Annotated in this window: 26 protein-coding genes; 11 read left to right on the plus strand and 15 right to left on the minus strand. The window is 37.0% G+C overall.

The genetic code is table 11. The annotated features are described in order from the left end of the window. Positions 1 to 25 precede the first annotated feature (25 nt). The 6 genes from atpG to atpB form a co-directional block, all read right to left on the minus strand. On the minus strand, positions 26 to 889 hold the full coding sequence (atpG, locus tag SOP96_RS16535; protein WP_326322007.1) for an ATP synthase F1 subunit gamma: 864 nt from the start codon (positions 887 to 889) through the stop codon (positions 26 to 28). A gap of 71 nt (positions 890 to 960) precedes the next feature. Beyond that, a complete protein-coding gene (gene atpA / locus SOP96_RS16540) occupies positions 961 to 2,538 on the minus strand; it encodes a F0F1 ATP synthase subunit alpha (protein WP_326322008.1) in 1,578 nt (525 codons plus the stop codon). Positions 2,539 to 2,556: 18 nt separating this feature from the next. Then, positions 2,557 to 3,096, minus strand: a complete 540-nt coding sequence (gene atpH / locus SOP96_RS16545) for an ATP synthase F1 subunit delta (RefSeq protein WP_326322009.1) — start codon at positions 3,094 to 3,096, stop codon at positions 2,557 to 2,559. 2 nt (positions 3,097 to 3,098) lie between these two features. After that, on the minus strand, positions 3,099 to 3,593 hold the full coding sequence (locus SOP96_RS16550; RefSeq protein WP_072885660.1) for a F0F1 ATP synthase subunit B: 495 nt from the start codon (positions 3,591 to 3,593) through the stop codon (positions 3,099 to 3,101). A gap of 96 nt (positions 3,594 to 3,689) precedes the next feature. Continuing rightward, positions 3,690 to 3,908, minus strand: coding sequence for an ATP synthase F0 subunit C (locus SOP96_RS16555; RefSeq protein ID WP_055858794.1), 219 nt, complete (start codon positions 3,906 to 3,908; stop codon positions 3,690 to 3,692). Positions 3,909 to 3,956: 48 nt separating this feature from the next. Further along, complete coding sequence (gene atpB / locus SOP96_RS16560; protein ID WP_326322010.1) at positions 3,957 to 5,075, minus strand: F0F1 ATP synthase subunit A; 1,119 nt, start codon at positions 5,073 to 5,075, stop codon at positions 3,957 to 3,959. 460 nt (positions 5,076 to 5,535) lie between these two features. Here atpB and ffh point away from each other — a divergent pair, with 460 nt between their 5' ends. Together ffh and SOP96_RS16570 are read left to right on the plus strand one after the other, a co-directional pair. Continuing rightward, the gene (gene ffh, locus SOP96_RS16565) at positions 5,536 to 6,897 is read left to right on the plus strand and encodes a signal recognition particle protein (protein WP_029293489.1); all 1,362 of its coding nucleotides are present in this window, start codon (positions 5,536 to 5,538) and stop codon (positions 6,895 to 6,897) included. A 34-nt stretch (positions 6,898 to 6,931) separates the two neighbouring features. Further along, positions 6,932 to 7,210: a TM2 domain-containing protein gene (locus tag SOP96_RS16570; protein ID WP_283421182.1), complete on the plus strand. Its 279-nt coding sequence runs from the start codon at positions 6,932 to 6,934 to the stop codon at positions 7,208 to 7,210. A gap of 101 nt (positions 7,211 to 7,311) precedes the next feature. Here SOP96_RS16570 and SOP96_RS16575 read toward each other — a convergent pair whose 3' ends face one another. The 5 genes from SOP96_RS16575 to SOP96_RS16595 form a co-directional block, all read right to left on the minus strand. Then, a complete protein-coding gene (locus SOP96_RS16575; protein WP_326322011.1) occupies positions 7,312 to 7,956 on the minus strand; it encodes an OmpW family outer membrane protein in 645 nt (214 codons plus the stop codon). A 74-nt stretch (positions 7,957 to 8,030) separates the two neighbouring features. Continuing rightward, positions 8,031 to 8,648, minus strand: a complete 618-nt coding sequence (locus tag SOP96_RS16580) for an outer membrane beta-barrel protein (protein ID WP_326322012.1) — start codon at positions 8,646 to 8,648, stop codon at positions 8,031 to 8,033. 211 nt (positions 8,649 to 8,859) lie between these two features. Continuing rightward, positions 8,860 to 9,363, minus strand: coding sequence for a hypothetical protein (locus SOP96_RS16585; RefSeq protein WP_326322013.1), 504 nt, complete (start codon positions 9,361 to 9,363; stop codon positions 8,860 to 8,862). Positions 9,364 to 9,484: 121 nt separating this feature from the next. After that, positions 9,485 to 10,156: a porin family protein gene (locus tag SOP96_RS16590; RefSeq protein ID WP_326322014.1), complete on the minus strand. Its 672-nt coding sequence runs from the start codon at positions 10,154 to 10,156 to the stop codon at positions 9,485 to 9,487. Positions 10,157 to 10,286: 130 nt separating this feature from the next. After that, a complete protein-coding gene (locus tag SOP96_RS16595; protein ID WP_326322015.1) occupies positions 10,287 to 11,246 on the minus strand; it encodes a PhoH family protein in 960 nt (319 codons plus the stop codon). 135 nt (positions 11,247 to 11,381) lie between these two features. On the opposite strand from SOP96_RS16595, the gene SOP96_RS16600 reads away from it, so the two are divergent. From SOP96_RS16600 to rplI, 5 genes are all read left to right on the plus strand, one after another. Further along, complete coding sequence (locus SOP96_RS16600; protein WP_326322016.1) at positions 11,382 to 12,209, plus strand: SAM hydrolase/SAM-dependent halogenase family protein; 828 nt, start codon at positions 11,382 to 11,384, stop codon at positions 12,207 to 12,209. Between the two features lie 62 nt (positions 12,210 to 12,271). Continuing rightward, complete coding sequence (locus SOP96_RS16605) at positions 12,272 to 13,585, plus strand: dihydrolipoamide acetyltransferase family protein (RefSeq protein ID WP_326322017.1); 1,314 nt, start codon at positions 12,272 to 12,274, stop codon at positions 13,583 to 13,585. A 256-nt stretch (positions 13,586 to 13,841) separates the two neighbouring features. Further along, positions 13,842 to 14,183, plus strand: coding sequence for a 30S ribosomal protein S6 (rpsF, locus tag SOP96_RS16610; protein WP_066434819.1), 342 nt, complete (start codon positions 13,842 to 13,844; stop codon positions 14,181 to 14,183). Positions 14,184 to 14,214: 31 nt separating this feature from the next. Next, positions 14,215 to 14,517: a 30S ribosomal protein S18 gene (gene rpsR / locus SOP96_RS16615; RefSeq protein WP_002979091.1), complete on the plus strand. Its 303-nt coding sequence runs from the start codon at positions 14,215 to 14,217 to the stop codon at positions 14,515 to 14,517. 131 nt (positions 14,518 to 14,648) lie between these two features. After that, the gene (gene rplI, locus SOP96_RS16620; RefSeq protein WP_326322018.1) at positions 14,649 to 15,149 is read left to right on the plus strand and encodes a 50S ribosomal protein L9; all 501 of its coding nucleotides are present in this window, start codon (positions 14,649 to 14,651) and stop codon (positions 15,147 to 15,149) included. 144 nt (positions 15,150 to 15,293) lie between these two features. On the opposite strand, the gene SOP96_RS16625 is transcribed toward rplI, so the two are convergent. Next, positions 15,294 to 15,866 (minus strand): thioredoxin family protein, encoded by a 573-nt coding sequence (locus SOP96_RS16625; protein ID WP_326322019.1) that lies wholly within the window; start codon positions 15,864 to 15,866, stop codon positions 15,294 to 15,296. 79 nt (positions 15,867 to 15,945) lie between these two features. Here SOP96_RS16625 and SOP96_RS16630 point away from each other — a divergent pair, with 79 nt between their 5' ends. The 4 genes from SOP96_RS16630 to SOP96_RS16645 are packed head-to-tail and all read left to right on the plus strand — an operon-like array spanning position 15,946 to position 18,965. Continuing rightward, on the plus strand, positions 15,946 to 16,842 hold the full coding sequence (locus SOP96_RS16630; RefSeq protein WP_326322020.1) for a lysophospholipid acyltransferase family protein: 897 nt from the start codon (positions 15,946 to 15,948) through the stop codon (positions 16,840 to 16,842). Further along, positions 16,835 to 17,806 (plus strand): glycosyltransferase family 2 protein, encoded by a 972-nt coding sequence (locus SOP96_RS16635; RefSeq protein WP_326322021.1) that lies wholly within the window; start codon positions 16,835 to 16,837, stop codon positions 17,804 to 17,806. Before SOP96_RS16630 ends, SOP96_RS16635 begins: the two co-directional genes overlap by 8 nt. Beyond that, positions 17,803 to 18,405 (plus strand): hypothetical protein, encoded by a 603-nt coding sequence (locus SOP96_RS16640; RefSeq protein ID WP_326322022.1) that lies wholly within the window; start codon positions 17,803 to 17,805, stop codon positions 18,403 to 18,405. Before SOP96_RS16635 ends, SOP96_RS16640 begins: the two co-directional genes overlap by 4 nt. A 5-nt stretch (positions 18,406 to 18,410) precedes the next feature. Next, positions 18,411 to 18,965, plus strand: coding sequence for a 3'-5' exonuclease (locus tag SOP96_RS16645; RefSeq protein WP_326322023.1), 555 nt, complete (start codon positions 18,411 to 18,413; stop codon positions 18,963 to 18,965). Between the two features lie 71 nt (positions 18,966 to 19,036). On the opposite strand, the gene apaG is transcribed toward SOP96_RS16645, so the two are convergent. The 3 genes from apaG to SOP96_RS16660 all read right to left on the minus strand — a co-directional run bounded on the left by apaG (position 19,037) and on the right by SOP96_RS16660 (position 23,694). After that, positions 19,037 to 19,426, minus strand: a complete 390-nt coding sequence (gene apaG, locus SOP96_RS16650) for a Co2+/Mg2+ efflux protein ApaG (protein WP_326322024.1) — start codon at positions 19,424 to 19,426, stop codon at positions 19,037 to 19,039. A gap of 82 nt (positions 19,427 to 19,508) precedes the next feature. Beyond that, complete coding sequence (gene odhB / locus SOP96_RS16655; RefSeq protein WP_326322025.1) at positions 19,509 to 20,762, minus strand: 2-oxoglutarate dehydrogenase complex dihydrolipoyllysine-residue succinyltransferase; 1,254 nt, start codon at positions 20,760 to 20,762, stop codon at positions 19,509 to 19,511. 115 nt (positions 20,763 to 20,877) lie between these two features. After that, positions 20,878 to 23,694, minus strand: coding sequence for a 2-oxoglutarate dehydrogenase E1 component (locus tag SOP96_RS16660; protein WP_326322026.1), 2,817 nt, complete (start codon positions 23,692 to 23,694; stop codon positions 20,878 to 20,880). Positions 23,695 to 23,757: the final 63 nt, after the last annotated feature.

A 23,757-nucleotide genomic window follows, 5' to 3' on the forward strand; every position in this document is an offset into this window, starting at 1 on the left:
AATAAATATATGTATGAAATATTTTTTAAGAGTTTTTCAACGCTTCTGCTCCGGAAACGATTTCTAAGATTTCGTTGGTAATTGCTGCCTGTCTCGCTTTGTTGTAGAAAATTACCAGGTCGTTTTTCAGAGCCTGGGCATTGTCTGTTGCTTTGTGCATGGCCGTCATTCTCGCACCGTGCTCAGAAGCTACTGAATCAAGGATAGCCTTGAAAACCTGAGTTTTGATAGATTTAGGAATTAGATTATCAAGAATTTCCGTTCTGTTCGGTTCAAAGATATAGTCTGTTTCTACCTGAGGCTCCGTATTTTCCGGCATTGAGATCGGAAGAAGCTGTTCTGTGGTTACTTCCTGGGTAGCAGCATTGACGAATTTATTATAAATTAAATATACTTCATCAAATTTACCTTCTTTAAAACTTGTCATCACTGCTTCCGTAACGTGAGCTACCGTATCGAAATTAAGGTTATCGTAAACAGAACTTGCGTTGGAATATACCGTACGGTTTCTTCTTACCGCATCAAAAGCTTTTTTACCTACAGGAAGAACTTCAATTTCGTATTGAGAATTGTTCTGGAACTGTGCATTAAGCTCTTTAACAATAGATGAGTTGAAAGCGCCGGCAAGACCTCTGTTTGAAGTAACAGCGATAAAAAGTACTCTTTTCACCTCTCTTTTCTGAGCATACACAGAAATCTGATCAGGATCTGAGCTGGAATTTACATTCTGGATAAGCTCCTGTAATTTTTCAGAATATGGTCTCAGCATTACGATAGCGTCTTGTGCTTTTTTTAGTTTCGCAGCGGAAACCATTTTCATAGCACGTGTAATCTGCATCGTAGATGAAATAGATGTAATTCTGCCTCGTATTTCTTTTAAGTTTGCCATTATCTTGGTTCAAGGTTTAAGGTCTAAAGTTTAAGGTTTAAAATAAAGTTTAAACCTTAAACATTGAATTTTTAGTTATATTTAGAAGCTAAATCATTAGCTGCCTGCTTAAGAACACTTGTGATTGAATCATCAATTTTCCCTGCTTTAATAGCCGCCATCGTATCCGGATGCTTAGATCTAAGGAAGTCGATATATTCGATTTGGAATTCTTTTACTTTTCTGATAGGAACGTTTCTCAATAAGTTCTCTGTTCCCGCATAGATCATAGCAACCTGGCTGTCTACAGGAAGTGGAGAATTTACCGGCTGCTTAAGGATTTCCACGTTTCTCTCTCCTTTAGAGATTACTGCTAAAGTGGCAGCATCAAGGTCGGAACCGAACTTAGCAAACGCCTCTAATTCTTTATATTGAGCTTGGTCTAATTTTAGGGTACCAGAAACTTTTTTCATTGATTTGATCTGTGCGTTACCTCCTACTCTTGATACAGAGATCCCTACGTTGATTGCAGGACGCACCCCTGAGTTGAATAGATCAGATTCAAGGAAAATCTGTCCGTCTGTAATAGAGATTACGTTGGTTGGGATATACGCAGAAACGTCACCAGCCTGAGTTTCAATGATTGGAAGTGCTGTTAATGAACCGCCTCCTTTTACGATTGGTCTTAAAGACTCAGGTAAATCGTTCATCTGGCTTGCGATATTGTCGTCAGCGATAATTTTTGCTGCTCTTTCCAATAATCTTGAGTGAAGGTAGAAAACGTCTCCAGGGTAAGCTTCACGGCCCGGTGGTCTTCTCAATAGTAGAGAAAGCTCACGGTATGCAACCGCCTGTTTAGATAAATCATCATAAACGATCAAGGCTGGTCTACCAGTATCTCTGAAGAACTCACCGATTGCAGCTCCTGCCATTGCAGAATATACCTGCATCGGAACCGGATCTGAAGCGTTAGCCGCAACGATTACCGTATACGCCAAAGCTCCTTTATCAGAAAGTGTTTTTACGATTTGTGCTACTGTAGACGCTTTTTGTCCGATAGCAACATATATACAATATACAGGCTGCCCTGCATCAAAGAATTCTTTTTGGTTGATGATCGTATCGATTGCTACAGTTGTTTTACCTGTCTGTCTGTCACCGATGATAAGCTCTCTCTGTCCTCTTCCTACAGGGATCATCGAGTCGATTGCAACGATACCTGTCTGTAAAGGCTCAGTTACCGGCTGTCTGTAGATAACTCCCGGAGCTTTTCTTTCCAGTGGCAATTCGTATAAATCTCCGGAAATCGGACCTTTACCATCGATAGGGTTACCAAGAGTATCCACTACTCTTCCCAACATCCCTTCTCCTACTTTGATAGAAGAGATTCTGTTTGTTCTTCTTACTGTATCTCCTTCTTTTACCAATTTACTTTCACCAAGTAGTGCAACACCTACGTTGTCTTCTTCAAGGTTAAGTACAATACCTTCTACATCACTAGAAAATTTCACCAACTCTCCGTATTGTACGTTTTCTAACCCGTATACACGAGCAATACCATCACCGATGGTTAAAACTGTACCTACTTCCTCAACGTTTGATTGAGTATCGAAGTTGGCCAATTGCTGTTTTAAGATCGCAGATACTTCTGCCGGATTTATTTCTGCCATTGTATGGTTGTTTTTTCTTTAATTTAAACTAAAATCTTTTTTCACTTGGTTGAGCTTCGATCTTACCGAGGCATCTACCTGCTGATCTCCTACTCTTAAAATGTATCCACCCAAAATTTCAGGCTTTACATGAACAATCAGGTCGAAGTTTGAATCGGCACTTACTAAGTTGGTAGATCCTAAAATTTGGTCTATATTTTCTTTGGAAAGCGGAGTGGCCGTAGTAAGCGTTACTCTTTGCACTCCATTGATGTCTTCAACTTTGTTGATAAATTCCTGAGCGATATTTTTCAGCTGGTTTTCTCTTCCGTGTCTGATGACCAAGGTAATGATATTTCTGGAAGAAGATGATAACCCTTTAAAAATCTCATTTGCTACTTCTGCTTTCTTTTTAGAATCAATGTATGGAGTGTGAAAGAATTTCTTTAAATCCTGAGATTCTGTCATGATCTTCACTACATCTTTCATTTCAGAAAATACAGTAGCCGTTTGCCCTGATTCGGTAGTGAAATCAAGTAAACCTTGTGCGTATCTTTTAGCTACTTTCGATGTAAGCATTCTTAGTTAAGGTTTGATTTGTTTAAATAGTTCTGAACTAATTCGTTTTGAGCTTCGCTGTTGTCAAGCTTTTGCTTAAGAATAGATTCTGCAATGTTTACGGATAAAGTCCCGATCTGAGTTTTGATGTCTGCCATAGCAGCATTTTTCTCAGCATTAATGGTTTGTTTAGCCGCTTCGATCATTTTATCTCCTTCCGCTTTAGCAGCATCTTTAGCCTCACCTACGATTCTATCTTTAATTTCTCTTGCTTCTTTAAGGATAGCGTCTCTTTCGATTTTCGCTTCACGAATGATTCTTTCGTTATCCTCTTTCAAAGTTTCCATTTCTTTTCTTGCTAAGGTAGCTTGATTAAGTGCATCAACAATTGAAGTTTCCCTGTCGTTGATTGCATTAACAATCGGTTTCCAAGCGAATTTTGCAAGAAGAAACAATAGGATAACAAAAGTAAGGGTCATCCAAAACAAAAGTCCAATTCCAGGTTCTATAATTCCCATATCTGTAAATTCTTTTTTTTAATCGTTATTATGGATTTTTAAAATTCTTAGCAGCCAGCCAACCGCTTTGCTGCTAAGAAATGTTTTTGAGGATAATTACTTGATGAAAGCACCAAAGATAATCGCGATAAGACCAGCACCCTCGATAAGACCAGCAGCAATAAGCATTGCTCCTTGAATTTTTCCAGCTTGCTCAGGTTGTCTTGCGATAGCATCCATAGCGTGACCACCGATTTTACCGATACCCATACCTACTCCAAGTACAGCTAATCCGATACCTACGTAAATTAATCCTGCTCCAGTTGTGATGTCCATAATAAATAAATTATATTAGTTAAAAATTATTTTAATATTTTCTTTTAATTAGTGAGCGTGCTCTTCATGACCGTGCTCATGTTCGTGTTCTGCTACTGCAATACCGATAAATAAAGCAGATAATACCGTGAAGATATAGGCCTGTAGCGCTGCTACTAATAATTCCAATACAGAAACAAATAATGCTAATGGTACAGATGCAAATCCTAAAAATGGAGATCTGAAAATGAAGATTAGTGAAATAATCGCCAGAATCATAATGTGTCCCGCTGTAACGTTAGCAAAAAGTCGCATCATTAAAGCGAACGGTTTTGTAAAAATTCCGATAATCTCAATTGGGACCATAATTGGGTACAATAAGATTGGAACCGGCGGCATGAAGATATGCTTCCAATACTCTTTATTAGCACTGAATAAAGTAATCAATAAAGTAATGATTGCTAAAACTGCAGTAATTGCGATGTTCCCCGTAAGGTTTGCCCCGAAAGGAAAGAAAGGAATCAATCCGAATAAGTTATTAAACCAGATAAAGAAAAATGCGGTTAATAAATAAGGCATATATCTTTTGTACTTAACAGATCCGATGTTTGGAATAGCTACTTCGTCTCTTATGAATACAATAACAGGCTCCATTAATTTCCCTGCACCTTTTGGTAACTGAGATTTTTTATAATTTCTTGCCATCCCTATGAAAATAATGGCCATGAAAATTACCGATAGAAACATTGATGCTGCATTCTTGGTAATTGAAAGATCAAAGAATACTTCATCTGCTTTTTGCTTTCCGCTGATTATCGAAAACAAAGTGGCTTTTTGAATACCTTTAGTTGAAACAACCTGTCCTTCTTCTAAAGTATACCCGTCATGCTCATGACCGTGGGCAATACTTTTTGAAAGAAAAGTATGCCATCCTTCATTGTCTTTAATAATCACAGGAAGCGGAACAGACACATGATGCTCTTCACCGTTATCATCTTTTGTAGTCCATAAATGCCATTCATTTGAATCACCGATGTGCTCCATGATCATTTTAGTAGCATTAAAACCTTCTTTCTGCTCTATTTTTTCCGCCGGCTCTTCGCCTTCAGAAGTATGTTGAGCAATCGCTAAACCGCTCACAAACACAAATAAAAATGCGAAAAACAATGAAGAAATCTTTCTATTCATATCTCTTTTTTAATCGTGTGCAAATATATCGATTTTATTAAACTTTACCAATATTAAAAATTGATTTTTATCATCAAAAAAACTAAGATTTATTAATGAGTTTTATTATCGGTATATATATAAGGAGTGATGCGATTATAAAACATATCACTATAAATAGAAAATTTTCTTTTGTTTTCTCTATAATAATTAATGAAACAATGAGCCAGATAATATCTTTTGATATATTGATGGCTAAAAATTTCATTCCCGCATCTTGTTTCCTATAAAGATATTTTTTAAAAATTACAAATATGCTGAGATTTAAAATTGAAATCAGCAGGATAATGATTAAACTATCGATAAAATTCATTCCACAAAAATAGAATTATAATTCTGATACAATACAAATCTCTGCGACTATATATTAAATATATACCAAAATTTCCTTATTTTTGCAAACCTATAATTTACAATACATATGTTTAATAGTTTACAGGATAAATTAGACAAGGCGCTGCATAATATTTCAGGACGCGGAAAAATCACGGAAATTAATGTGGCGGAAACCGTAAAAGAAATCCGCAGAGCATTGGTGGATGCCGATGTTAATTATAAAGTTGCAAAAGATCTTACGAAAAGAGTTCAGGATAAAGCGTTGGGACAGGATGTTCTTACATCGCTTACGCCGGGACAGCTGATGACGAAAATCGTTCATGATGAGCTTGTGGATCTTATGGGAGGTTCCCAGGAAGGAATCAACCTTTCCGGAAAGCCATCTGTAATTCTTATTGCCGGACTTCAGGGTTCCGGTAAAACGACATTCTCCGGAAAATTGGCCAATTACTTAAAAACAAAAAGAAATAAAAAACCTCTTTTGGTGGCTTGCGACGTTTACCGTCCGGCTGCAATAGATCAGCTTAAAGTATTAGGCGGACAGATCGGTGTTCCTGTTTTCACGGAGGAAGGTTCTATGGATCCTTCGAGCATCTCTCAGAACGCTATTAATTTTGCCAAATCCAACGGGCATGATGTTGTGATTGTGGATACGGCAGGTCGTCTGGCGATTGATGAGCAGATGATGAAGGAAATTAAAACCGTTCACTCTGTTATTGCACCTAACGAAACTCTTTTCGTAGTAGATTCCATGACGGGTCAGGATGCGGTGAATACGGCGAAAGCATTCAACGATACCTTGAATTTTGACGGGGTTGTTTTAACAAAATTGGATGGTGATACCCGTGGTGGAGCTGCTTTAACGATCCGTTCCGTAGTTGAAAAGCCCATCAAGTTCATCTCAACCGGTGAAAAAATGGAAGCACTGGATCTTTTCTATCCGGAAAGGATGGCAGACAGAATCCTGGGAATGGGAGACGTTGTTTCCCTGGTAGAAAGAGCACAGGAACAGTTTGACGAAGAGGAAGCAAAAAAACTTCACAAGAAAATTGCCAAAAATGAGTTTGGTTTTGATGATTTCCTTAAACAGATCAATCAGATCAAAAAAATGGGGAACATGAAGGATTTGATGGGCATGATTCCGGGTGTCGGAAAAGCCATTAAAGATGTAGAAATAAGCGATGACGCATTCAAACATATTGAAGCGATCATCTACTCCATGACTCCTGAAGAAAGAAGAAAACCATCCATCATCAACACCCAAAGAAAAAACAGGATTGCCAAAGGTGCGGGAAGAAAAATTGAAGATGTAAACCAATTGATGAAGCAGTTTGACCAGATGGGTAAAATGATGAAGATGATGCAGGGACCTCAGGGAAAACAGATGATGCAGATGATGAGCAAAATGCCGAATATGCCTGGAATGGGCGGAATGTTCGGTAAATAAACACACACCAAATCAAATCATTTAAAATATTTTTATGGAAGTTTATGAAAAACAGGGCGGTAACTATAATCAGCCTTACAGATCAGAGAAAAAAGTAGCCGCCGGTATTCTTGCTATCCTTTTGGGTGGGCTGGCTATTCATAAGTTCTATCTGGGATACACCAAGACGGGAATTATTCAGTTAATTTTAAGTCTGGTAACCTGCGGTACCGTTGGCGGACTTATCGGTTTAATCGAAGGGATCATTTACCTTACGAAATCCGATGAGGAGTTTGACAGAACCTATGTTCAGAACCAGAAAGAATGGTTTTAAAAATTTTAGGTTTAGTAATAAAAATATAAAATCCGGCTCAAATAAATTTGAGCCGGATTTTTTTAGCACTTTCTCAAAGTTTAGATCTTTGTCAAAGTTTATTATTTATCAGATTTCTGAGATTTAGACTTAATGAAATAGGAGAAACCAACGTTTACCCCGAAAGTATTTCTTGTGGTTTTATAATCAATTCCGGAATAGGTTTCTTTATTACTGAACTGATCAAAACCAAGCCCTAAATTAATCCCTAATGATTGTGTAGCCATATAAGTAACTCCGGCCTTTGCTTTCCATGCAAGACCATCCGTTGTTGTATCACCAGACCAAAGCAAAGGATCTGCAATAGAATTCGAAAGATTGTATTTTGTTTTAGTGGATGCATATCCAATACCCGCTCCTACGAAAGGGAAAAATTTGCTATCTGTATTAAAATAATAAGTAGCAGTAGGCATAACGGAAAATGTAGATAAAGTTACCTTGCTTCCATCTCCTTTAGTAGTATTCGAATCAAAACCCAGATCAATTCCTACAGCCAATCCATCGATCACAAAATATCCAACAGAAGGAGTAATTGAAAATGAGCTGATTTTAGTTTCGTCATATTTTGTTCCGTTTACCTTAGTATTGGTATTAATACTGTTGAAACCCATTCCTGTGTTCCCGCTGATTACCCAGTCTCCTTTGGTCATTTGAGCATTTAATAATCCGAAAAGTGCAACAGCAGTTGCAAATAATAATTTTTTCATGGTTAATTACAATAGTTAAAAGTGGAAAAGCCCTAAGCAAAACTTAGGACTTTTGATTGTATACGTTTTGTTTATTATTTAGCAAAAACATATTTAACACCGAAAGTAACGGAAGATAAATTTAATCCGAAGTTAAAGTTATCAGTGCTTTTGTCAAGATCTTTGTACTTGAAGTTGTTGTATCCGAATTCTCCGATAGTAGCTTCAATAGACCAGTTTTTGTTTAAGAAATAATCAACACCCGGCTTGATGTTTACTCCGATTGAAGTGAAATCAGATTCTGTATTGAACTGAGATGCAGCACCGCTGTATTCAGCTTTATCTTTACCGAATGCCATTGGAACTTCCAATTGTCCGAAGATGTATAATTTCTCACCCACAGTCCAGTATTTTCTTACGAATGGAGCTACTACAAATGCATCAGTTGAAAGTTTAGTTTCAATATTTGTTAATACACTTGTTGTAGTTGTAGAGCTGTTTGCATAACCAACACCTAAACCAACAGCAACATTATTTCCCACGAAATATCCAACAGTAGGTACGATAGTGAAATCTTCTACTTTAGAATCTGTGTTGTTATCCTGAGTTGAAGAATAACCAACCTGTCCTGATAAGTACGCAGTTCCTTTAGCGATCTGAGCATTAGATAAACCGAAAAGTGCAACAGCACCTACTAATAATACTTTTTTCATTTTTTTAAAAATTTAATACTTTCTGACGGCAAATTTACAGTGGGGTCCGATAATATTAAAATTTGTTAACGTGATTAATATCATTGCTTATTATTGGCATTTTACAGCTATAAATCGTATTAAAGTATGAAGCTTGAAGTTTTCACAATCATATGAATAAAAAAACTCCAATTTTTCAATTGGAGTTGAATATGATTGATTAAAAAAAATTCTACTTTAGGAAAAAATTTGCCCCGAAATTCACGGCTCCGAAGTTAAATCGGTCATCCCCTCTCCAATAACGATCCTTATATTTGCTTCCTATATTCTGGAATCCCAGGTACAGCTCTACATTTTTCATCTGATATCCTACTCTTGGTGCTACATATAATCCACTGTTGATATAATCTTTAGTGGAAATAGCAGCTCCAAGATCCAATCCTACAAAAAGAGGAACTTTGTTAAAGCTGTATTTTCCGGAAACAGCGATTGGAATAAAACCGAAATCATCAACATTATCTTTCCCGAAAAAATGAGAATATCCTGTAGTCGCACCGATATCCAGACCTTTTGTGATATTCCACATGTATGCTGCATCAATGCCGATGGTTACACTCGCTGCATCTGCTGCATCACCAAGCGGAGCGCCAATATGCCCGCCAAGTCTGAAACCTTCCTGCGCCTGTGCAACACCACTTAAAAGTGCAAAAGCACCCAGTAATAATAGTTTTTTCATTTTAATAAGTTTAAGTATTTAATTATTGAATGGTTGATCAAAAGAAATTGTGGTACCTTAAAACACACAAAAAAAGCGGAACAAATTTTGTACCGCTTTACTTTTTTTAAATGATAATTCCTTAGTTACCTCCGAATTTAAAACCTACACCAACCTGCAAGAAGCTGTTAGTTAATTTTTCACCATTAGAAGTTTCTTTTGCAAGGTTAGAAACACCCAAATTGTATCTTGCATCAAAGAACAATCCGTTTTCAAGCATGTACTCTGCTCCGATGAAAGGAGCGATATTCAAAGTATTCATCTGATCTTTGATATCAATCTCATCACTGCTGTTAATTTCAAATCCCGGAATAACACCTCCCAATCCTAAATCAGCAGAATATTTTTGTTTAGCAGAAAGAATAACTCCGAAACTAGCTCCTGCAGAAACAGAAAAACCTTCGGTAATAAAATATTTAGCCGAAACAGGAATCAGCAATGTATGATAAGTCTGCTTTGCCTTTACATTAAAAAAGTTTGTAGGATCATCAGGATCAACTTCTGCAACACTTAGTTTGCCTCCAAGCGGAGAGTATAAAACTTCTCCTTGTAAACCAAATTTGTCACTTATCTTATACTCTGCAATCCCTCCAATGTAAAAAGTGTGTAAAGGATCTGATGTTTCAGACTCTGAGTTGTCTTTAAATTTAACTGTTGAGTAAGAGTAACCGGCTTTAGGACCAAATCTGAATTCCTGAGCTTTTGCGCTCATCCCGATAACAGCAACTGCTGTTAAAAGTAAAATTTTCTTCATTTTGTTAATAGTTTTTAAATAACTGATGGCAAAAATAATATTTTTTTCCAAATATCAAAACTTTGATTATTTTTTTTGCAATAAAAAAAACAGGATAGTTTTCTATCCTGCTCTTAACAAATATTCAATTTTAATCGTTCTTCTGTTTTTTTTCTTCATCGTTGTAAGCTAAAATAATCTTTTTAACCACAGGGTGCCTCACAACATCTTCCTCAGTAAGATGTACAAATCCTATTTCTTTTACCCCTTTCAGAATGCGCATGGCTTCTTTAAGACCGGATTGCTGTTTGGGAGGAAGATCAACCTGGCTTGGGTCTCCCGTGATGATGAATTTTGCATTCATTCCCATTCTGGTTAAAAACATTTTCATCTGAGAATGGGTGGTATTCTGAGCTTCATCCAGAATAACAAAAGCATCATCCAAAGTTCTTCCCCTCATAAACGCCAAAGGAGCTACTTCAATTACTTTTTTTTCGATAAATCCCTCCAATTTTTCATGAGGAATCATATCGCGGAGCGCATCATATAAAGGCTGTAAATAAGGATCCAGCTTTTCTTTAAGGTCTCCCGGTAAAAATCCTAAGCTCTCCCCCGCTTCCACCGCTGGCCGTGTAAGAACAATTCTTTTCACTGATTTATCTCTTAGCGCCTTTGCAGCCAGCGCAACACTGGTATAGGTTTTTCCTGTTCCCGCCGGTCCGATGGCAAAAACCATATCTTTTTTCTCAGTTTCTTTAACCAGTTTTTTAAGGTTGGTGGTTTTGGCCTTAATGATCTTCCCGTTTACCCCTTTTACGATGATGTCCTGATCGAAAACAAGCTGTTTTTCGTTTTCATCTTTTATATTAAGAATATTTTCAACATCTTTAAGGGTGATGGAATTATTTTTTGAAATATAATTTACGATATCATCCAGTTTCTGCTTAAAAATATCAAGGGCTTCCTGATTTCCCATGGCAAAGATAAAGTGGTCTCTCCCGGTGATTTTAAGAGTCGGAAATGTGGATTTTATTAAATTGAAAAATTGGTTATTAACTCCATAGAAGATTTTCGCATCGATATCCTCCAAATCATATGTTAATTCAAACATGCAGTATCTTTATTAATTTTAGATTTTAAATGTAAAACTTTTTTCGGAAATTTATATCAAATTCTTTTCCACAATCATTCGGGCATTCTTTTTATTTTAAATAAATTTGCAGTTCTACTATTCTATAAACAATCAATGTCAATTATTACACTCACTTCAGATTTCGGAAATTTGGATTACAGGGTTGCCGCTGTAAAAGGCAGCATTCTTTCTCTGAATCAGAAAGTTAATATTATTGATATTACCCATAGTATTCAGGCCTTCAACCTTATTCAGACCTCGTATATTGTAAGAAATGCCTACAAGCACTTTCCGAAAAACACTGTTCATATACTTTCGGTAGACAGTTTTCACAACAAATCAAGAAAAAATATTCTCTATAAAGCCGACGGGCATTATTTTATCGCTGCCGACAATGGGCTTTTAAGCCTTGTCTTTTTTGATATCAAACCAGAAGCAATTTACGAAATCACGTTAAACAACCGCTTTGATGATATTGTCAACTTTACGTCAACCGATGTTTTTGTTCCTGCAGCAGTGCATTTGGCCAACGGCGGGCTTCCGGAAGTGATCGGAAGGAAAATAGATACGGCTAAACAGCTCCTTTTCCCGAAACCGGTTTTCAATGATTCTGAAAAAATGATCATTGGGGAAGTTACTTACATTGATAATTTCGGAAATATAATATCAAATATTAACAAAGATTTTTTTGAAAGTTCAGGCAAAGGATACGAAAATTTCACGATAAAATTCAGAAATTTAAGTCTTTCACGTATATTTCTCAGCCATACCGAAGTGGTTTCAGACTGGGAAAGAGAGACAGAATTTCACGGGCAGTCTGCAGCAATTTTCAATGACAGCCAGCTTTTGGAGTTAACCATCTATAAAGGAAGCAGGAAAAATGGTGCTAAATCTCTTTTCGGGCTTAATGTTGGAGAAAATATTTACATCGAATTTTTCTAAATTTAATATTTCATAAAAAAAACGATTTTTTTTATATATTTGTCAAAATCTAAAAAATAAAAATGGCAGAGTACAAATTATTGCTTCCTTCCATGGGAGAAGGTGTTATGGAAGCCACCATTATCACCTGGTTATTCAACGAAGGAGATCATGTGAAAGAAGATGATTCCGTAGTGGAAATTGCAACTGACAAAGTAGATTCAGACGTTCCGACACCGGTTTCGGGGAAAATCGTAAAGATTTTAAAACAGAAAGACGAGGTTGCAAAAGTAGGCGAAGCTATTGCTATTTTAGAAATTGAAGGTGAAGGAGGAAACACAGTTTCCGAAGAAACCATTACAGAAACACCTGCTTCTGCTCCGGATGCGGAAACTTTAAAAGCCATTGAAGAGCCTTTAAAAGCATCTGCTTCCACAGAGTTTTCCGGAGACCTTTATCTTTCTCCGCTTGTAAAATCAATTGCACAACAGGAAAATATTTCTGAAGCCGAACTGAAATCCATTAAAGGAAGCGGTCTGGAAGGAAGAATTACCAAAGAAGATATTTTAGAATACGTTAAAAACAGAGGCAGTCAGCCAACAGCACAAACAGCTCCGGTACAACAGGCTGCTCCCGCTGCACAACCCGTTGCAACATCTGCTCCGGCTTCAACAATCACTGCTGCAGCAGGTGATGAGATCATTCCGATGGACAGAATGAGAAAAATTATCGCTGAAAACATGGTGAAAGCCAAGCAGATTGCTCCGCACGTAACTTCTTTCATCGAGACAGATGTTACCAACGTCGTGAAATGGAGAAATAAAAATAAAGCCGTTTTCGAAAAACGTGAAGGCGAAAAGCTTACTTTCATGCCGATTTTCGTAAGAGCAGTAGTAAAAGCCATCCAGGATTTCCCTATGATTAATGTTTCCATAAACGGTGAGAACATTATCAAAAAGAAAAATATCAATATCGGTATGGCAACTGCTTTACCGGACGGAAACCTTATTGTTCCGGTAATCAAAAATGCAGACCAGTTATCTCTTTCCGGGCTGGCAAAAGCAATCAATGATTTGGCATACAGAGCAAGGAATAAAAAATTAAGACCTGAAGACACTCAGGGTGCGACATACACCATTTCCAACGTAGGAAGTTTCGGAAACCTTATGGGAACCCCGATTATTCCTCAGCCGCAAGTTGCCATTTTAGCCATCGGAGCGATCGTTAAAAAGCCTGCCGTTCTTGAAACGCCGGACGGAGATGTTATTGCAATCAGAAACTTAATGTTCATGTCTCACTCGTACGACCACAGAGTGGTAGACGGTTCTTTAGGCGGAATGATGCTGAAACATGTTCACGATTATCTTGAAAACTGGGATCTGAATACGGAAATATAATCTATTAATGATTGATGAGTTATGATTGATATGCTTATCGAAACATCTTACCATACTAAACCTTCGGATTTTTCCGAAGGTTTTTTGATAAACTTAATTTCATCTACTATTAAAAACATATATGAATTTCACCAGTTTAAAATTAATTATTGAGCATTTTACGGAATTAGATTCTATTTCTCACCAATCTCTTGTATATTACAAATAATTTAAATACTTTTGCACCTCGAAATAATTAACAAATTCATTTAACATTATGAACAATTACGAAACTGTTTTCATTTTAACTCCCGTTCTATCTGAAGCTCAGGTGGAGGAAGCAGTGAACAAGTATGTAGATCTTATCAAAGAAAAGAACTGCGAAATCGTTGCTAAAGAAAACTGGGGATTAAAAAAATTAGCTTACCCGATCCAATTGAAAAAGAACGGATTCTACACTTTAATTGAATTTAAAGGTGAAGGTTCTGTAGTTGCTGATTTAGAATTAGCATTCAAGCGTGACGAAAGAGTAATCCGTTACCTTACTACAAAACTAGACAAACACGCTGTTGACTACGCTGTAACAAGAAGAGCAAAAGTAAAAGCAGCTAAAGCTTAATTATTAACCCTATTTTTTAAAAAGACAAGACATGGCAATAGACGAAATGGCTAAACAAGCCTCAGCTGGAGGAGAATCTGAAGTAAAGTTCCTTACTCCGCTTGATATCAATACAAAATCTGAAAAGAAATATTGTAGATTCAAAAAATACGGAATTAAGCACGTTGATTACAAAGACGCTGATTTCTTATTACAATTCGTAAACGAGCAAGGTAAAATCTTACCAAGAAGATACACCGGAACTTCTTTAAAATACCAGAGAAAAGTTTCTGCTGCAATCAAAAGAGCAAGACACCTTGCGTTACTACCATACGTAGCAGACTTATTGAAATAAGACAAAAAAATAAATAAAAGAAGGGAGCAATCTCTTCTTTTGTTGCTGAATTAATTAATAAATTCTAACGATGTGAAGAGCAACCCGGAATATAAAATCCGGAACTCCAAACTCTAAAACGGACAACAACAATGGACATTATCCTAAAAAAAGACGTAGAAAATTTAGGTCTTGAATTCGACACCGTAAGCGTAAAGCCAGGTTATGCAAGAAACTTCTTAATCCCACAAGGATACGCTCTTTTAGCAACTCCTAAAAACAAAGCAGCTCTTGAAGCTACTTTAGAAGCGAGAAAAGAAGAAGAAGCTAAATTAATCGCTGCTGCAAACGCTGTAGTTGAACAATTGAAAAAAACTTCTATTACGATTCCTGCAAAAGTAGGTTCTGGTGATAAATTATTCGGATCTATCAACAATGCAGATCTTTCTGCAGCTCTTGAAAAAGCTGGAGTTTCTGTAGAGAAGAAATACATCAAAATCCCAGGAAACACGATTAAAAGAACTGGTAAAGTAACTGCTAACATCAGACTTCACAGAAATGTAGAATACAATTTCGAATTCGATATCGTATCTGATGCACCGGTTGAAGCTGCTCCTGCTAAAAAGGAAGAAGCTAAATCTGAAGAAGCTTAATCAATTAAGACTTTTACAATACAAAACCACTTCATTACGGAGTGGTTTTTTTTGTATAAGTAATTAACAGGTTGCGATTTGGAAATAAATATTAAAATTATAGTATCTATAAACCAAAAAGACCGGAAAATTTCCGGCCTTTTTCTATGATTTATTTGGAATCCATTTGTTGAAAAACTCTTTTACTTTTTCAAGGCTATACCCTTTTCCTTCTTCCAGTACGTCGCTTTGCTGAACATGAATCATTTTTCCGTTCTTATCAAGAATAATGAAAACAGGATAACCGAATTTTTCTCCGGGATTTCCGTACGCTGCAAAAACTTTTTCATTTTTATTATCAGGAGAGTAATTCAGGTGATAATATTCGTAGTTTTTATCAACAATGGATTTTAGTTCAGGGGTTATCTGCACAAACTGGTTGAATCTCAGACACCAGATACACCAGTTCCCTCCTGCCTGGATCATGATATTTTTTTTCTCTTTTTTGGCTTTGGCAATAAGGTTCTGAATATCTTTTTCAGCATCAGCTTTCGGATCATACGGCTTTGGTAATTTAGCCTTTTCTTCCGCAGCTTTCTTTTTGGCATCCAGCTCAGAATGATCAGTCTTTACCAGCAGTGCCTTTTCATCATTCTTCCTTTCTTCTGTCGGCTTTATATTTTGGGAAAAAGCAAATAAGCTCAATCCTAAAAAACCTATTAATGATAATTTTTTCATACTTTAAAATTAAAAAAACATGAGTATTTGCCTGCAAAGATACAACCATATTTTTATTATCCGTAAATTTGCCTGTTTTATGAATTTTCTGATCAAAATATTAAACTTAATTTCCAAGCTGCCACTGAAAATCTTATATGTTTTTTCAGATATTATATTCTTTCTGAATTATTATATGGTAGGTTACCGAAAAAATGTAATCACAAAGAATCTTAAAAACTCCTTTCCCGAAAAATCAGATGATGAGATAAAAAAAATCAGGAAAAAATTTTACCGTAATTTCTCCGATTATCTGGTGGAAACCATTAAATCTTTCGGTATTTCGGAAACGGAATCAAGAGTAAGGATGCAACATATCAACCAGGAGGTTTTTCATGAAGCGAAAGAAGAAGGAAAAAACATTATTTTACTGGCAGGACACGTCTTCAACTGGGAATGGATCAATGCTTTGGCGAAGATAATTCCACAGGATCATTGTCATCCTGTGTACAGAAAGGTAAACAGTGACTTCTGGGAAAACCAGATGAAAAGCGTCAGGAATAAATTCGGAAATGAAGCACTGGAAGCCAAAGAAGTAATCCTTAACATTGTAAGGTCTAAAAATGACGGAAGTTCGGCATATATGTTTGTAGCAGATCAGACTCCGCATTCATCACATATCACGTACGGCCTGGAATTCCTAAACCAAAGAACTCCTGTTTTCACAGGCTACGACAGGCTTGCAACGAAAATGGACCTTGCCTTCATCTACTGTGAAATGAAAAAAGTGAAACGCGGATTCTATCAGGTAAATTACCACAGAATCTATCCGGATGGAGAAAAATTTGTGGAACATGAAGTCATTAAAAAATTCCATAAATTATTAGAAAATACCATAAATAAACGTCCCGACAATTACCTTTGGTCACACAGAAAATGGAAGTACCAGGATTCCATTAAAAATTTTGATTCAGATAAAAACAAGATTGATGCATAAAAAATTAGCAGTTGTCATACTAAACTGGAATGGGAAATCATGGCTGGAGAAATTTCTTCCAAGCGTAGTCCGCTTTTCTCAAAAATCTGATATTTATGTGATTGATAATCTTTCTACCGATGACTCCATTTATTTTCTGATGAATTATTTTCCGGAGGTAAAGATTATTAAAAATGATAAAAATTACGGCTTTGCAGGCGGTTATAATGAAGGGTTAAAGCATATTGACAACGAAATATACTGCCTTCTGAATTCTGATGTGGAAGTAACTGAAAACTGGGCAGAGCCAGTACTGGAACTGCTGGAAAAAAATCCTGAAATTGCAGCGGTACAGCCAAAAATTTTATCCCACGATAAAAAAAATTATTTTGAATTTGCAGGTGCTGCCGGAGGCCTGATTGATAATTTAGGATATCCTTATTGCAGGGGACGCATTTTCGATGATACTGAAGAAGATCGCGGACAATACAATGATGAAGCTGAAATTTTCTGGGCTTCAGGATGCTGCTTGTTTATCCGTTCTAAAGATTTTTGGGAACAAAGAGGTTTTGATGAGCGGTTTTTTGCCCATCAGGAAGAAATTGATCTCTGCTGGAGACTGATTAATTCGGGGAAAAAGATTTATTACACCGGAAAATCCGAAGTTTTTCACGTTGGCGGCGGAACTCTGAATAAGCAAAGCGCAAAAAAAACGTTTCTTAATATGAGAAATAATCTTGTCATGCTGCTGAAAAATTTACCCTTCCCGAATTTAGTTGCCGTACTATTTTCAAGACTTTGTCTCGACGGATTGGCTGCAATATATTTTGGCTATAAATATGGAATATCCCATTTTTGGGCTGTAGGAAGAGCACATTTTGCTTTTTATACTCTTATACCGGGAACATGGAAAAGACGGCAGAAACATCAGAAACATCAATTCTATCAATCTAAATGGTTGATTTTTAAACATTTTTTAAAATGAAAACAATTTCATTATTCTTTTTATTACTTTTCTTTCAGCTGGGATTTTCGCAGAAAAGCGGATGGTCTGCTATTGATAAGAACTACAGCATTAAAATCATATCAGAAAAAAGTACTGAAGCTGTAAAAGATGCAGATCCGGTAAAAGTTATGATTTTTTCATTCCGTAATCTTATTGACAATATTGATCTGGAAAAAGAAAAACCAGTGTCTGAAAAAGACCTGTCTTTTAAAGATATCCGTGATAAAGTTGATAAAAAAGGTAAGATTAATTTCAAAAAAGGCTCTGTCTATCTGGTAAGAGCTCAGGAAGGTTTCAACGGCGGTAGATTCCGGATTGCAATCAGCAAAAATGCCGATAAAAAAGCAGTAGATAATTTAAATCAATACCTCACTGAAAAAATTACGCATGGAAGCATCCTGAAAGAAACTATTGATACTCCTGAAAGTAAAAATGTGATTAAAAGCTTAATTATTACGGTGAGTGATCAGGATGGCATCGACATGAACAGCCTGAAACAAAAATACAGCAGTGTTATTACGGAAATTACTAAAGTTGCAACCAATAGAAGCACGCTTTTCTTTAAAATAACAACTTAATACATATGGATTTTTGTGCAATAGATTTTGAGACCGCTACGCATGAGAGAAATTCTGCATGCGAACTCGGGGTGTGTATTGTGCAGGATTCAAAAATTGTGGAAACGAAAACATGGCTCATTAAACCACCGAGTTTCCCTTATTTTAATCCGTTTAATGTAGATGTTCACGGAATCCTGCCGGATCACGTAAAAGATGCTCCTACTTTTGATGAGATCTGGTATGAAGTAGAAGAAATGATGTACGGAACATTGATGATTGCACACAATGCAGGATTTGATGCCGGTGTATTACGAGGCTGCCTCAATCATTATGGAATATTTCCTCCGAAATTAAGTTATTTATGCAGCATTCAGCTCGCTAAAAAATCATGGAACTATCTTCCCCGATACGGGCTGAAGCATCTTGCGGAGTATCATCAACTGAGCTTTAACCATCACAGAGCCGGTGATGATGCGGAGGTTTGTGCAAAAATATCTTTGCTTGCTTTTGAGAAATTATTTCTCAGCAGTAATGAAGAAATTTCAGATTATATGAAACTAAAGATTAAAAAACTTTAATTTAATCTTTAATTATTTTGAAAGTAGTATTAATTCCAAAATACAGAATTAATTTCCGAATTGCGGAATTTTTAATTGCTTAACACTTCCGACAACAGATTAAATTTCGGTATATCAATTTCAAAATTTTCCTGGGTTTCCATATTTCTCACCAGATATTTTCCGCTCATATTCCCTACTCCGGACCGAAGCATTATGTTGGAAAAATAGGCAAAATTTTCATTAACGGGAATTTCAGGAGTCAGGCCTATAACACCATCTCCGATGATTTCCGTATAACCGAATCCCACATCAAAGATCAGCCATTTTCGCTTTAAAATTTTTATCGGAAAACTTCCGTCGTTTTCGATGGTAATGTTATACTTGAAAACATATCTGTTTTCGGATGGATAACTGTTTTTGCTATCATATTCAGGTATTACTGAAACTTTGATATTAGAGGTCATTTTCGAGAACATCATCTTGTCATTTTTTATAAAATATACAAAAATCTCGCCCTTTTTGGAGCGAGATTAAAATTTATCGTATAACTTATTTTTATACTTATAAGCCAAGCCCTTTTCTTTCGTCACCGTTCATTAAAATTCCTACCGGATTGTCGATGGCTTCTTTTACCGCAACAAGGAATCCAACAGACTCTTTTCCGTCGATAATTCTGTGGTCATAAGACATAGCAACGTACATCATCGGACGAATTACCACCTGTCCGTCAACCGCTACCGGTCTCTGGATGATGTTGTGCATCCCTAAAATAGCAGATTGTGGAGGGTTAATAATTGGTGTAGACATCATAGATCCGAATGTTCCTCCATTTGTAATGGTGAAAGTACCACCTGTCATTTCGTCCACCGTAATTTTCCCGTCTCTTACTTTTGTAGCAAGATCCTTAATGTTGGCTTCAACACTTGCAAAAGACATGTTTTCAGCGTTTCTCAATACCGGAACCATTAATCCTTTAGGACCTGAAACCGCAATTGAAATATCGCAGAAATCATAGTTTACTTTGAAATCTCCGTCGATGGATGCATTTACATCCGGATACATCTGTAATGCTCTTGTAACAGCCTTAGTAAAGAAAGACATAAAACCAAGTCCTACTCCGTGTCTCTGAGCAAATTCTTCTTTATATAATTTTCTTAATCTAAAGATTTCAGACATGTCAACTTCATTGAAAGTCGTTAACATTGCTGTTTCATTTTTAACAGAAACTAATCGCTGCGCAATTTTTCTTCTGAGAACTGAAAGTTTTGTAGTAGTGGTAGATCTTGATCCTGTAGCGGTAACCGGGTTTCCTCCTAATGCAGGAACAGCAGCGAGTTCAGCATCTGATTTTGTGATTCTTCCGTCTCTTCCGCTTCCTGAAACCTGAGCAGCATCCATGCCTTTTTCGTCAAGAATTTTTTTAGCCGCAGGAGACGGAGCACCTGTTGCATACGTTTGCGTTGCAGCAGCTGGCTGAGCAGCCGGAGCTTCCTGTTTAGCAGGTTCAGCAGCTTTCGGAGCCTCTTCCTGTTTTGGAGCTTCAGCGGCCGGAGCAGCATTTCCAGAAGGTTTTGCAGCATCCATATCAATTAAGCAAACCACTTGTCCTACCTGCACCACATCACCTTCCTCAGCTTTTAAAGTAATCACACCGCTTTCTTCAGCAGGCAATTCCAGTGTTGCTTTGTCTGAATCTACCTCGGCGATGGGTTGATCTTTCTCTACGTAATCACCATCTTTTACAAGCCAGGTTGCAATTTCAACTTCTGTAATTGATTCGCCCGGTGAAGGAACTTTCATTTCTAAAACTGACATATCGTATTTTTTATTTTTTTATTTATTATTTTTTTAGACTTTAAGAGGATAGATGAATAGATGATAGATTCTTGTACATCTTACTTATAACATCTCACCTTTCACTTTATTAAAATTAAGCTGTTACCGGTCTTTTTACCGGAGCATCGTTTCTGTCGAATACTCTGTTGATTACTGCATTCTGGTTTTTCTCAAACATTTTGTGGCTTCCCGGAGCCGGAGCACCGCTTGGAACCGGAGCAACCACCTGGATTCCCGTATCTCTGAAATTTCTCAGCATATAAGACCACGCTCCCATGTTTTCAGGTTCTTCCTGAGCCCATACAATTTCTTTCCTGTTTGAATATTTTTCGAAGATGGCTTCAATAGCGTCATTCTGTAATGGATACAATTGCTCGAATCTTACCAATGCAATATTTTCAGCATTTAATTCTTCTTTTTTAGCTAATAATTCAAAATATAGTTTTCCTGAGCAAAGCACTAATTTTTCCACTTTTTTAGGATCTGCGGAAGGATCGTCCAAGATCGGCTGGAAACTTCCGTTTGCGAAATCTTCAAGAGGAGAAACTACTTTCGGATGTCTTAACAATGATTTCGGACTCATCACGATCAATGGTTTACGGAATGGCCATTTCAATTGTCTTCTTAACAAGTGGAAATAGTTTGCCGGAGAAGTAATATTGGCAACCACCATATTTTCATTCGCACAAAGGGTAAGGAATCTTTCCAGTCTTGCAGAAGAGTGTTCCGCTCCCTGCCCTTCCGAACCGTGTGGCAACAGCATAACCAACCCATCCTGAATTTTCCATTTTTCTTCTGCAGCAGCCAAATATTGGTCTACAATAATTTGAGCCCCGTTTACGAAATCTCCGAACTGCGCTTCCCAAATGGTTAACGTATTAGGAGAAGCCATTGCATAACCGTAATCAAAACCTAGAACTCCATATTCTGAAAGGTGAGAATTGTACACATCAAATCTGCTTTCTGAAATGTGCCTTAGCGGGATATATTCTTCTTCCGTATCTTCGGTTTTTACCACGGCATGTCTATGTGAGAAAGTTCCCCTTTCTACATCTTCCCCGGAAATTCTTATGTTGTGTCCTTCCACAAGAAGCGTTGCATAAGCCAGCCATTCTCCCAAAGCCCAGTCTAAAGAATCGGCTTCAATTGCTTTAATCCTGTTTTCAAAAAGCCTTGTAATTTTGTTTAAGAACTTTTTATCAGCTGGAAGCGTAGACATTTTAATGGCCAATTCCTTCAGCTTTTCAAGATCATATTTGGTATCAACAGGCTCCTGAACCGCCCCTCTTTTAGCAATCGGGTAATTCGTCCAGTCATCTGCCATGAATAGATCCATTACATTTTTTTCGATTTCTTTGGATGCATCGAAATTTTCATCTAAAAGTGCTTTGAATTCCGTTTCCATCTTAGCGATAACATCGTTGGACGTTATGCTGTCTTTCAGCAATTTGTCTTTATAGATTTCTCTTGGATTCGGATGTTTTGAAATAAGTTTATAAAGGTTGGGCTGTGTAAATCTTGGTTCATCCCCTTCATTGTGACCGTATTTTCTGTATCCCAGTAAATCGATATACACATCTTTACCGAATTTTGCTCTGAAATCGGCAGCAAAATGGATTGCATGAACAACTGCTTCCGCATCATCTGCATTTACATGCATTACAGGAGATTCCGTAACTTTTGCAATATCTGTACAATATGTTGAAGATCTTGCATCCATATAATTTGTTGTAAAGGAAACCTGATTATTAACAACGATATGAACCGTACCACCCGTTCTGTAACCCTCCAGTGTCATCATCTGGGCAACTTCATACGCAATACCTTGTCCGGCAATGGCACCATCTCCGTGGATTACAATGGGTAAAATTTTAGAATAATCTCCTTTGTACTTATCATCTACTTTTGCACGGCAGATTCCTTCTACAAGAGCAGCCACCGTTTCAAGGTGAGACGGGTTCGGAGTAAGGTTGATAGACACTTCTTCTCCTGAAGCTGTTTTGATTTTTTTAGATGAACCTAAATGGTATTTTACATCTCCGGAGAATACGTCTTCTTCAAATTCTTTTCCTTCAAATTCAGAGAAAATCTGCTTGTAAGATTTCCCGAAAATGTTAGTAAGGACATTCAGCCGTCCTCTGTGGGCCATTCCTAAAACAACCTCATCTACGCCTAAATGTGAAGATCTTGAAATCAACTGATCCAAAGCGGGAATTAACGTTTCGCCACCTTCGAGGGAGAATCTTTTTTGTCCGACAAATTTTGTATGAAGATAATTTTCAAATGCTACGGCCTGGTTTAATTTTAATAAAATTTCAGTTTTTTCATTTGCTGACAGGCTTGGATGGTTTTCATTAACCTGAATCCATTTTTTAATGAAATCTTTTTCATCAACGTTGTTGATGTGCATGTATTCAACCCCGATAGAATCACAGTAGATGTTTTCCAGGTGTGTGATAAGTTCCTGTAAAGTAGCCGGACCTTTCATTCCTGTTTCTACCGCACAGTTGAATTTTGTATTTAAGTCCGATTTATCCAGACCGAAGTTTTCGATATCCAAAGTCGGGCTGTAATGCCTTCTTTCTCTAACAGGGTTTGTTTTCGTAAACAGATGTCCTCTCGTTCTGTACGCTTCGATAAGGTTCACCACCTTAAATTCTTTTTTGATGTGCTCGGGAACCTCACCGTTTGATGCAGCCTGCGCTGCCTGCTGTACCCCCGGAGCAGAAGCAGCCGGAGCTTGTGTGTGCTGAATATAATCGTCTTCCCCATAATTCTCCAACGCAAAATCGAAGCCCTGAAAAAAGGCCTTCCATGATGGTTCTAAAGAGTCGGGAAATTTTAAATACTGTTGGTATAAATCCTCAATTAATTGAGAATGAGCTGCGTTTAGGAATGAAAATCTGTCCATTATTACAGTTTATCTGTTATTAAAATTTGTTTGTAGAATTAAACTTCAAATTTAATAAAAAAA

It is taken from the genome of Chryseobacterium salviniae (assembly GCF_035819015.1).
GTDB lineage: Bacteria > Bacteroidota > Bacteroidia > Flavobacteriales > Weeksellaceae > Chryseobacterium > Chryseobacterium salviniae.

Bases quoted from the DNA above. Each gene is read 5' to 3' on its own strand.
- atpG (WP_326322007.1), bottom strand. From the start codon at position 889: ATGGCAAACTTAAAAGAAATACGAGGCAGAATTACATCTATTTCATCT.
- atpA (WP_326322008.1), bottom strand. From the start codon at position 2,538: ATGGCAGAAATAAATCCGGCAGAAGTATCTGCGATCTTAAAACAGCAA.
- atpH (WP_326322009.1), bottom strand. From the start codon at position 3,096: ATGCTTACATCGAAAGTAGCTAAAAGATACGCACAAGGTTTACTTGAT.
- SOP96_RS16550 (WP_072885660.1), bottom strand. From the start codon at position 3,593: ATGGGAATTATAGAACCTGGAATTGGACTTTTGTTTTGGATGACCCTT.
- SOP96_RS16555 (WP_055858794.1), bottom strand. From the start codon at position 3,908: ATGGACATCACAACTGGAGCAGGATTAATTTACGTAGGTATCGGATTA.
- atpB (WP_326322010.1), bottom strand. From the start codon at position 5,075: ATGAATAGAAAGATTTCTTCATTGTTTTTCGCATTTTTATTTGTGTTT.
- ffh (WP_029293489.1), top strand. From the start codon at position 5,536: ATGTTTAATAGTTTACAGGATAAATTAGACAAGGCGCTGCATAATATT.
- SOP96_RS16570 (WP_283421182.1), top strand. From the start codon at position 6,932: ATGGAAGTTTATGAAAAACAGGGCGGTAACTATAATCAGCCTTACAGA.
- SOP96_RS16575 (WP_326322011.1), bottom strand. From the start codon at position 7,956: ATGAAAAAATTATTATTTGCAACTGCTGTTGCACTTTTCGGATTATTA.
- SOP96_RS16580 (WP_326322012.1), bottom strand. From the start codon at position 8,648: ATGAAAAAAGTATTATTAGTAGGTGCTGTTGCACTTTTCGGTTTATCT.
- SOP96_RS16585 (WP_326322013.1), bottom strand. From the start codon at position 9,363: ATGAAAAAACTATTATTACTGGGTGCTTTTGCACTTTTAAGTGGTGTT.
- SOP96_RS16590 (WP_326322014.1), bottom strand. From the start codon at position 10,156: ATGAAGAAAATTTTACTTTTAACAGCAGTTGCTGTTATCGGGATGAGC.
- SOP96_RS16595 (WP_326322015.1), bottom strand. From the start codon at position 11,246: ATGTTTGAATTAACATATGATTTGGAGGATATCGATGCGAAAATCTTC.
- SOP96_RS16600 (WP_326322016.1), top strand. From the start codon at position 11,382: ATGTCAATTATTACACTCACTTCAGATTTCGGAAATTTGGATTACAGG.
- SOP96_RS16605 (WP_326322017.1), top strand. From the start codon at position 12,272: ATGGCAGAGTACAAATTATTGCTTCCTTCCATGGGAGAAGGTGTTATG.
- rpsF (WP_066434819.1), top strand. From the start codon at position 13,842: ATGAACAATTACGAAACTGTTTTCATTTTAACTCCCGTTCTATCTGAA.
- rpsR (WP_002979091.1), top strand. From the start codon at position 14,215: ATGGCAATAGACGAAATGGCTAAACAAGCCTCAGCTGGAGGAGAATCT.
- rplI (WP_326322018.1), top strand. From the start codon at position 14,649: ATGGACATTATCCTAAAAAAAGACGTAGAAAATTTAGGTCTTGAATTC.
- SOP96_RS16625 (WP_326322019.1), bottom strand. From the start codon at position 15,866: ATGAAAAAATTATCATTAATAGGTTTTTTAGGATTGAGCTTATTTGCT.
- SOP96_RS16630 (WP_326322020.1), top strand. From the start codon at position 15,946: ATGAATTTTCTGATCAAAATATTAAACTTAATTTCCAAGCTGCCACTG.
- SOP96_RS16635 (WP_326322021.1), top strand. From the start codon at position 16,835: ATGCATAAAAAATTAGCAGTTGTCATACTAAACTGGAATGGGAAATCA.
- SOP96_RS16640 (WP_326322022.1), top strand. From the start codon at position 17,803: ATGAAAACAATTTCATTATTCTTTTTATTACTTTTCTTTCAGCTGGGA.
- SOP96_RS16645 (WP_326322023.1), top strand. From the start codon at position 18,411: ATGGATTTTTGTGCAATAGATTTTGAGACCGCTACGCATGAGAGAAAT.
- apaG (WP_326322024.1), bottom strand. From the start codon at position 19,426: ATGATGTTCTCGAAAATGACCTCTAATATCAAAGTTTCAGTAATACCT.
- odhB (WP_326322025.1), bottom strand. From the start codon at position 20,762: ATGTCAGTTTTAGAAATGAAAGTTCCTTCACCGGGCGAATCAATTACA.
- SOP96_RS16660 (WP_326322026.1), bottom strand. From the start codon at position 23,694: ATGGACAGATTTTCATTCCTAAACGCAGCTCATTCTCAATTAATTGAG.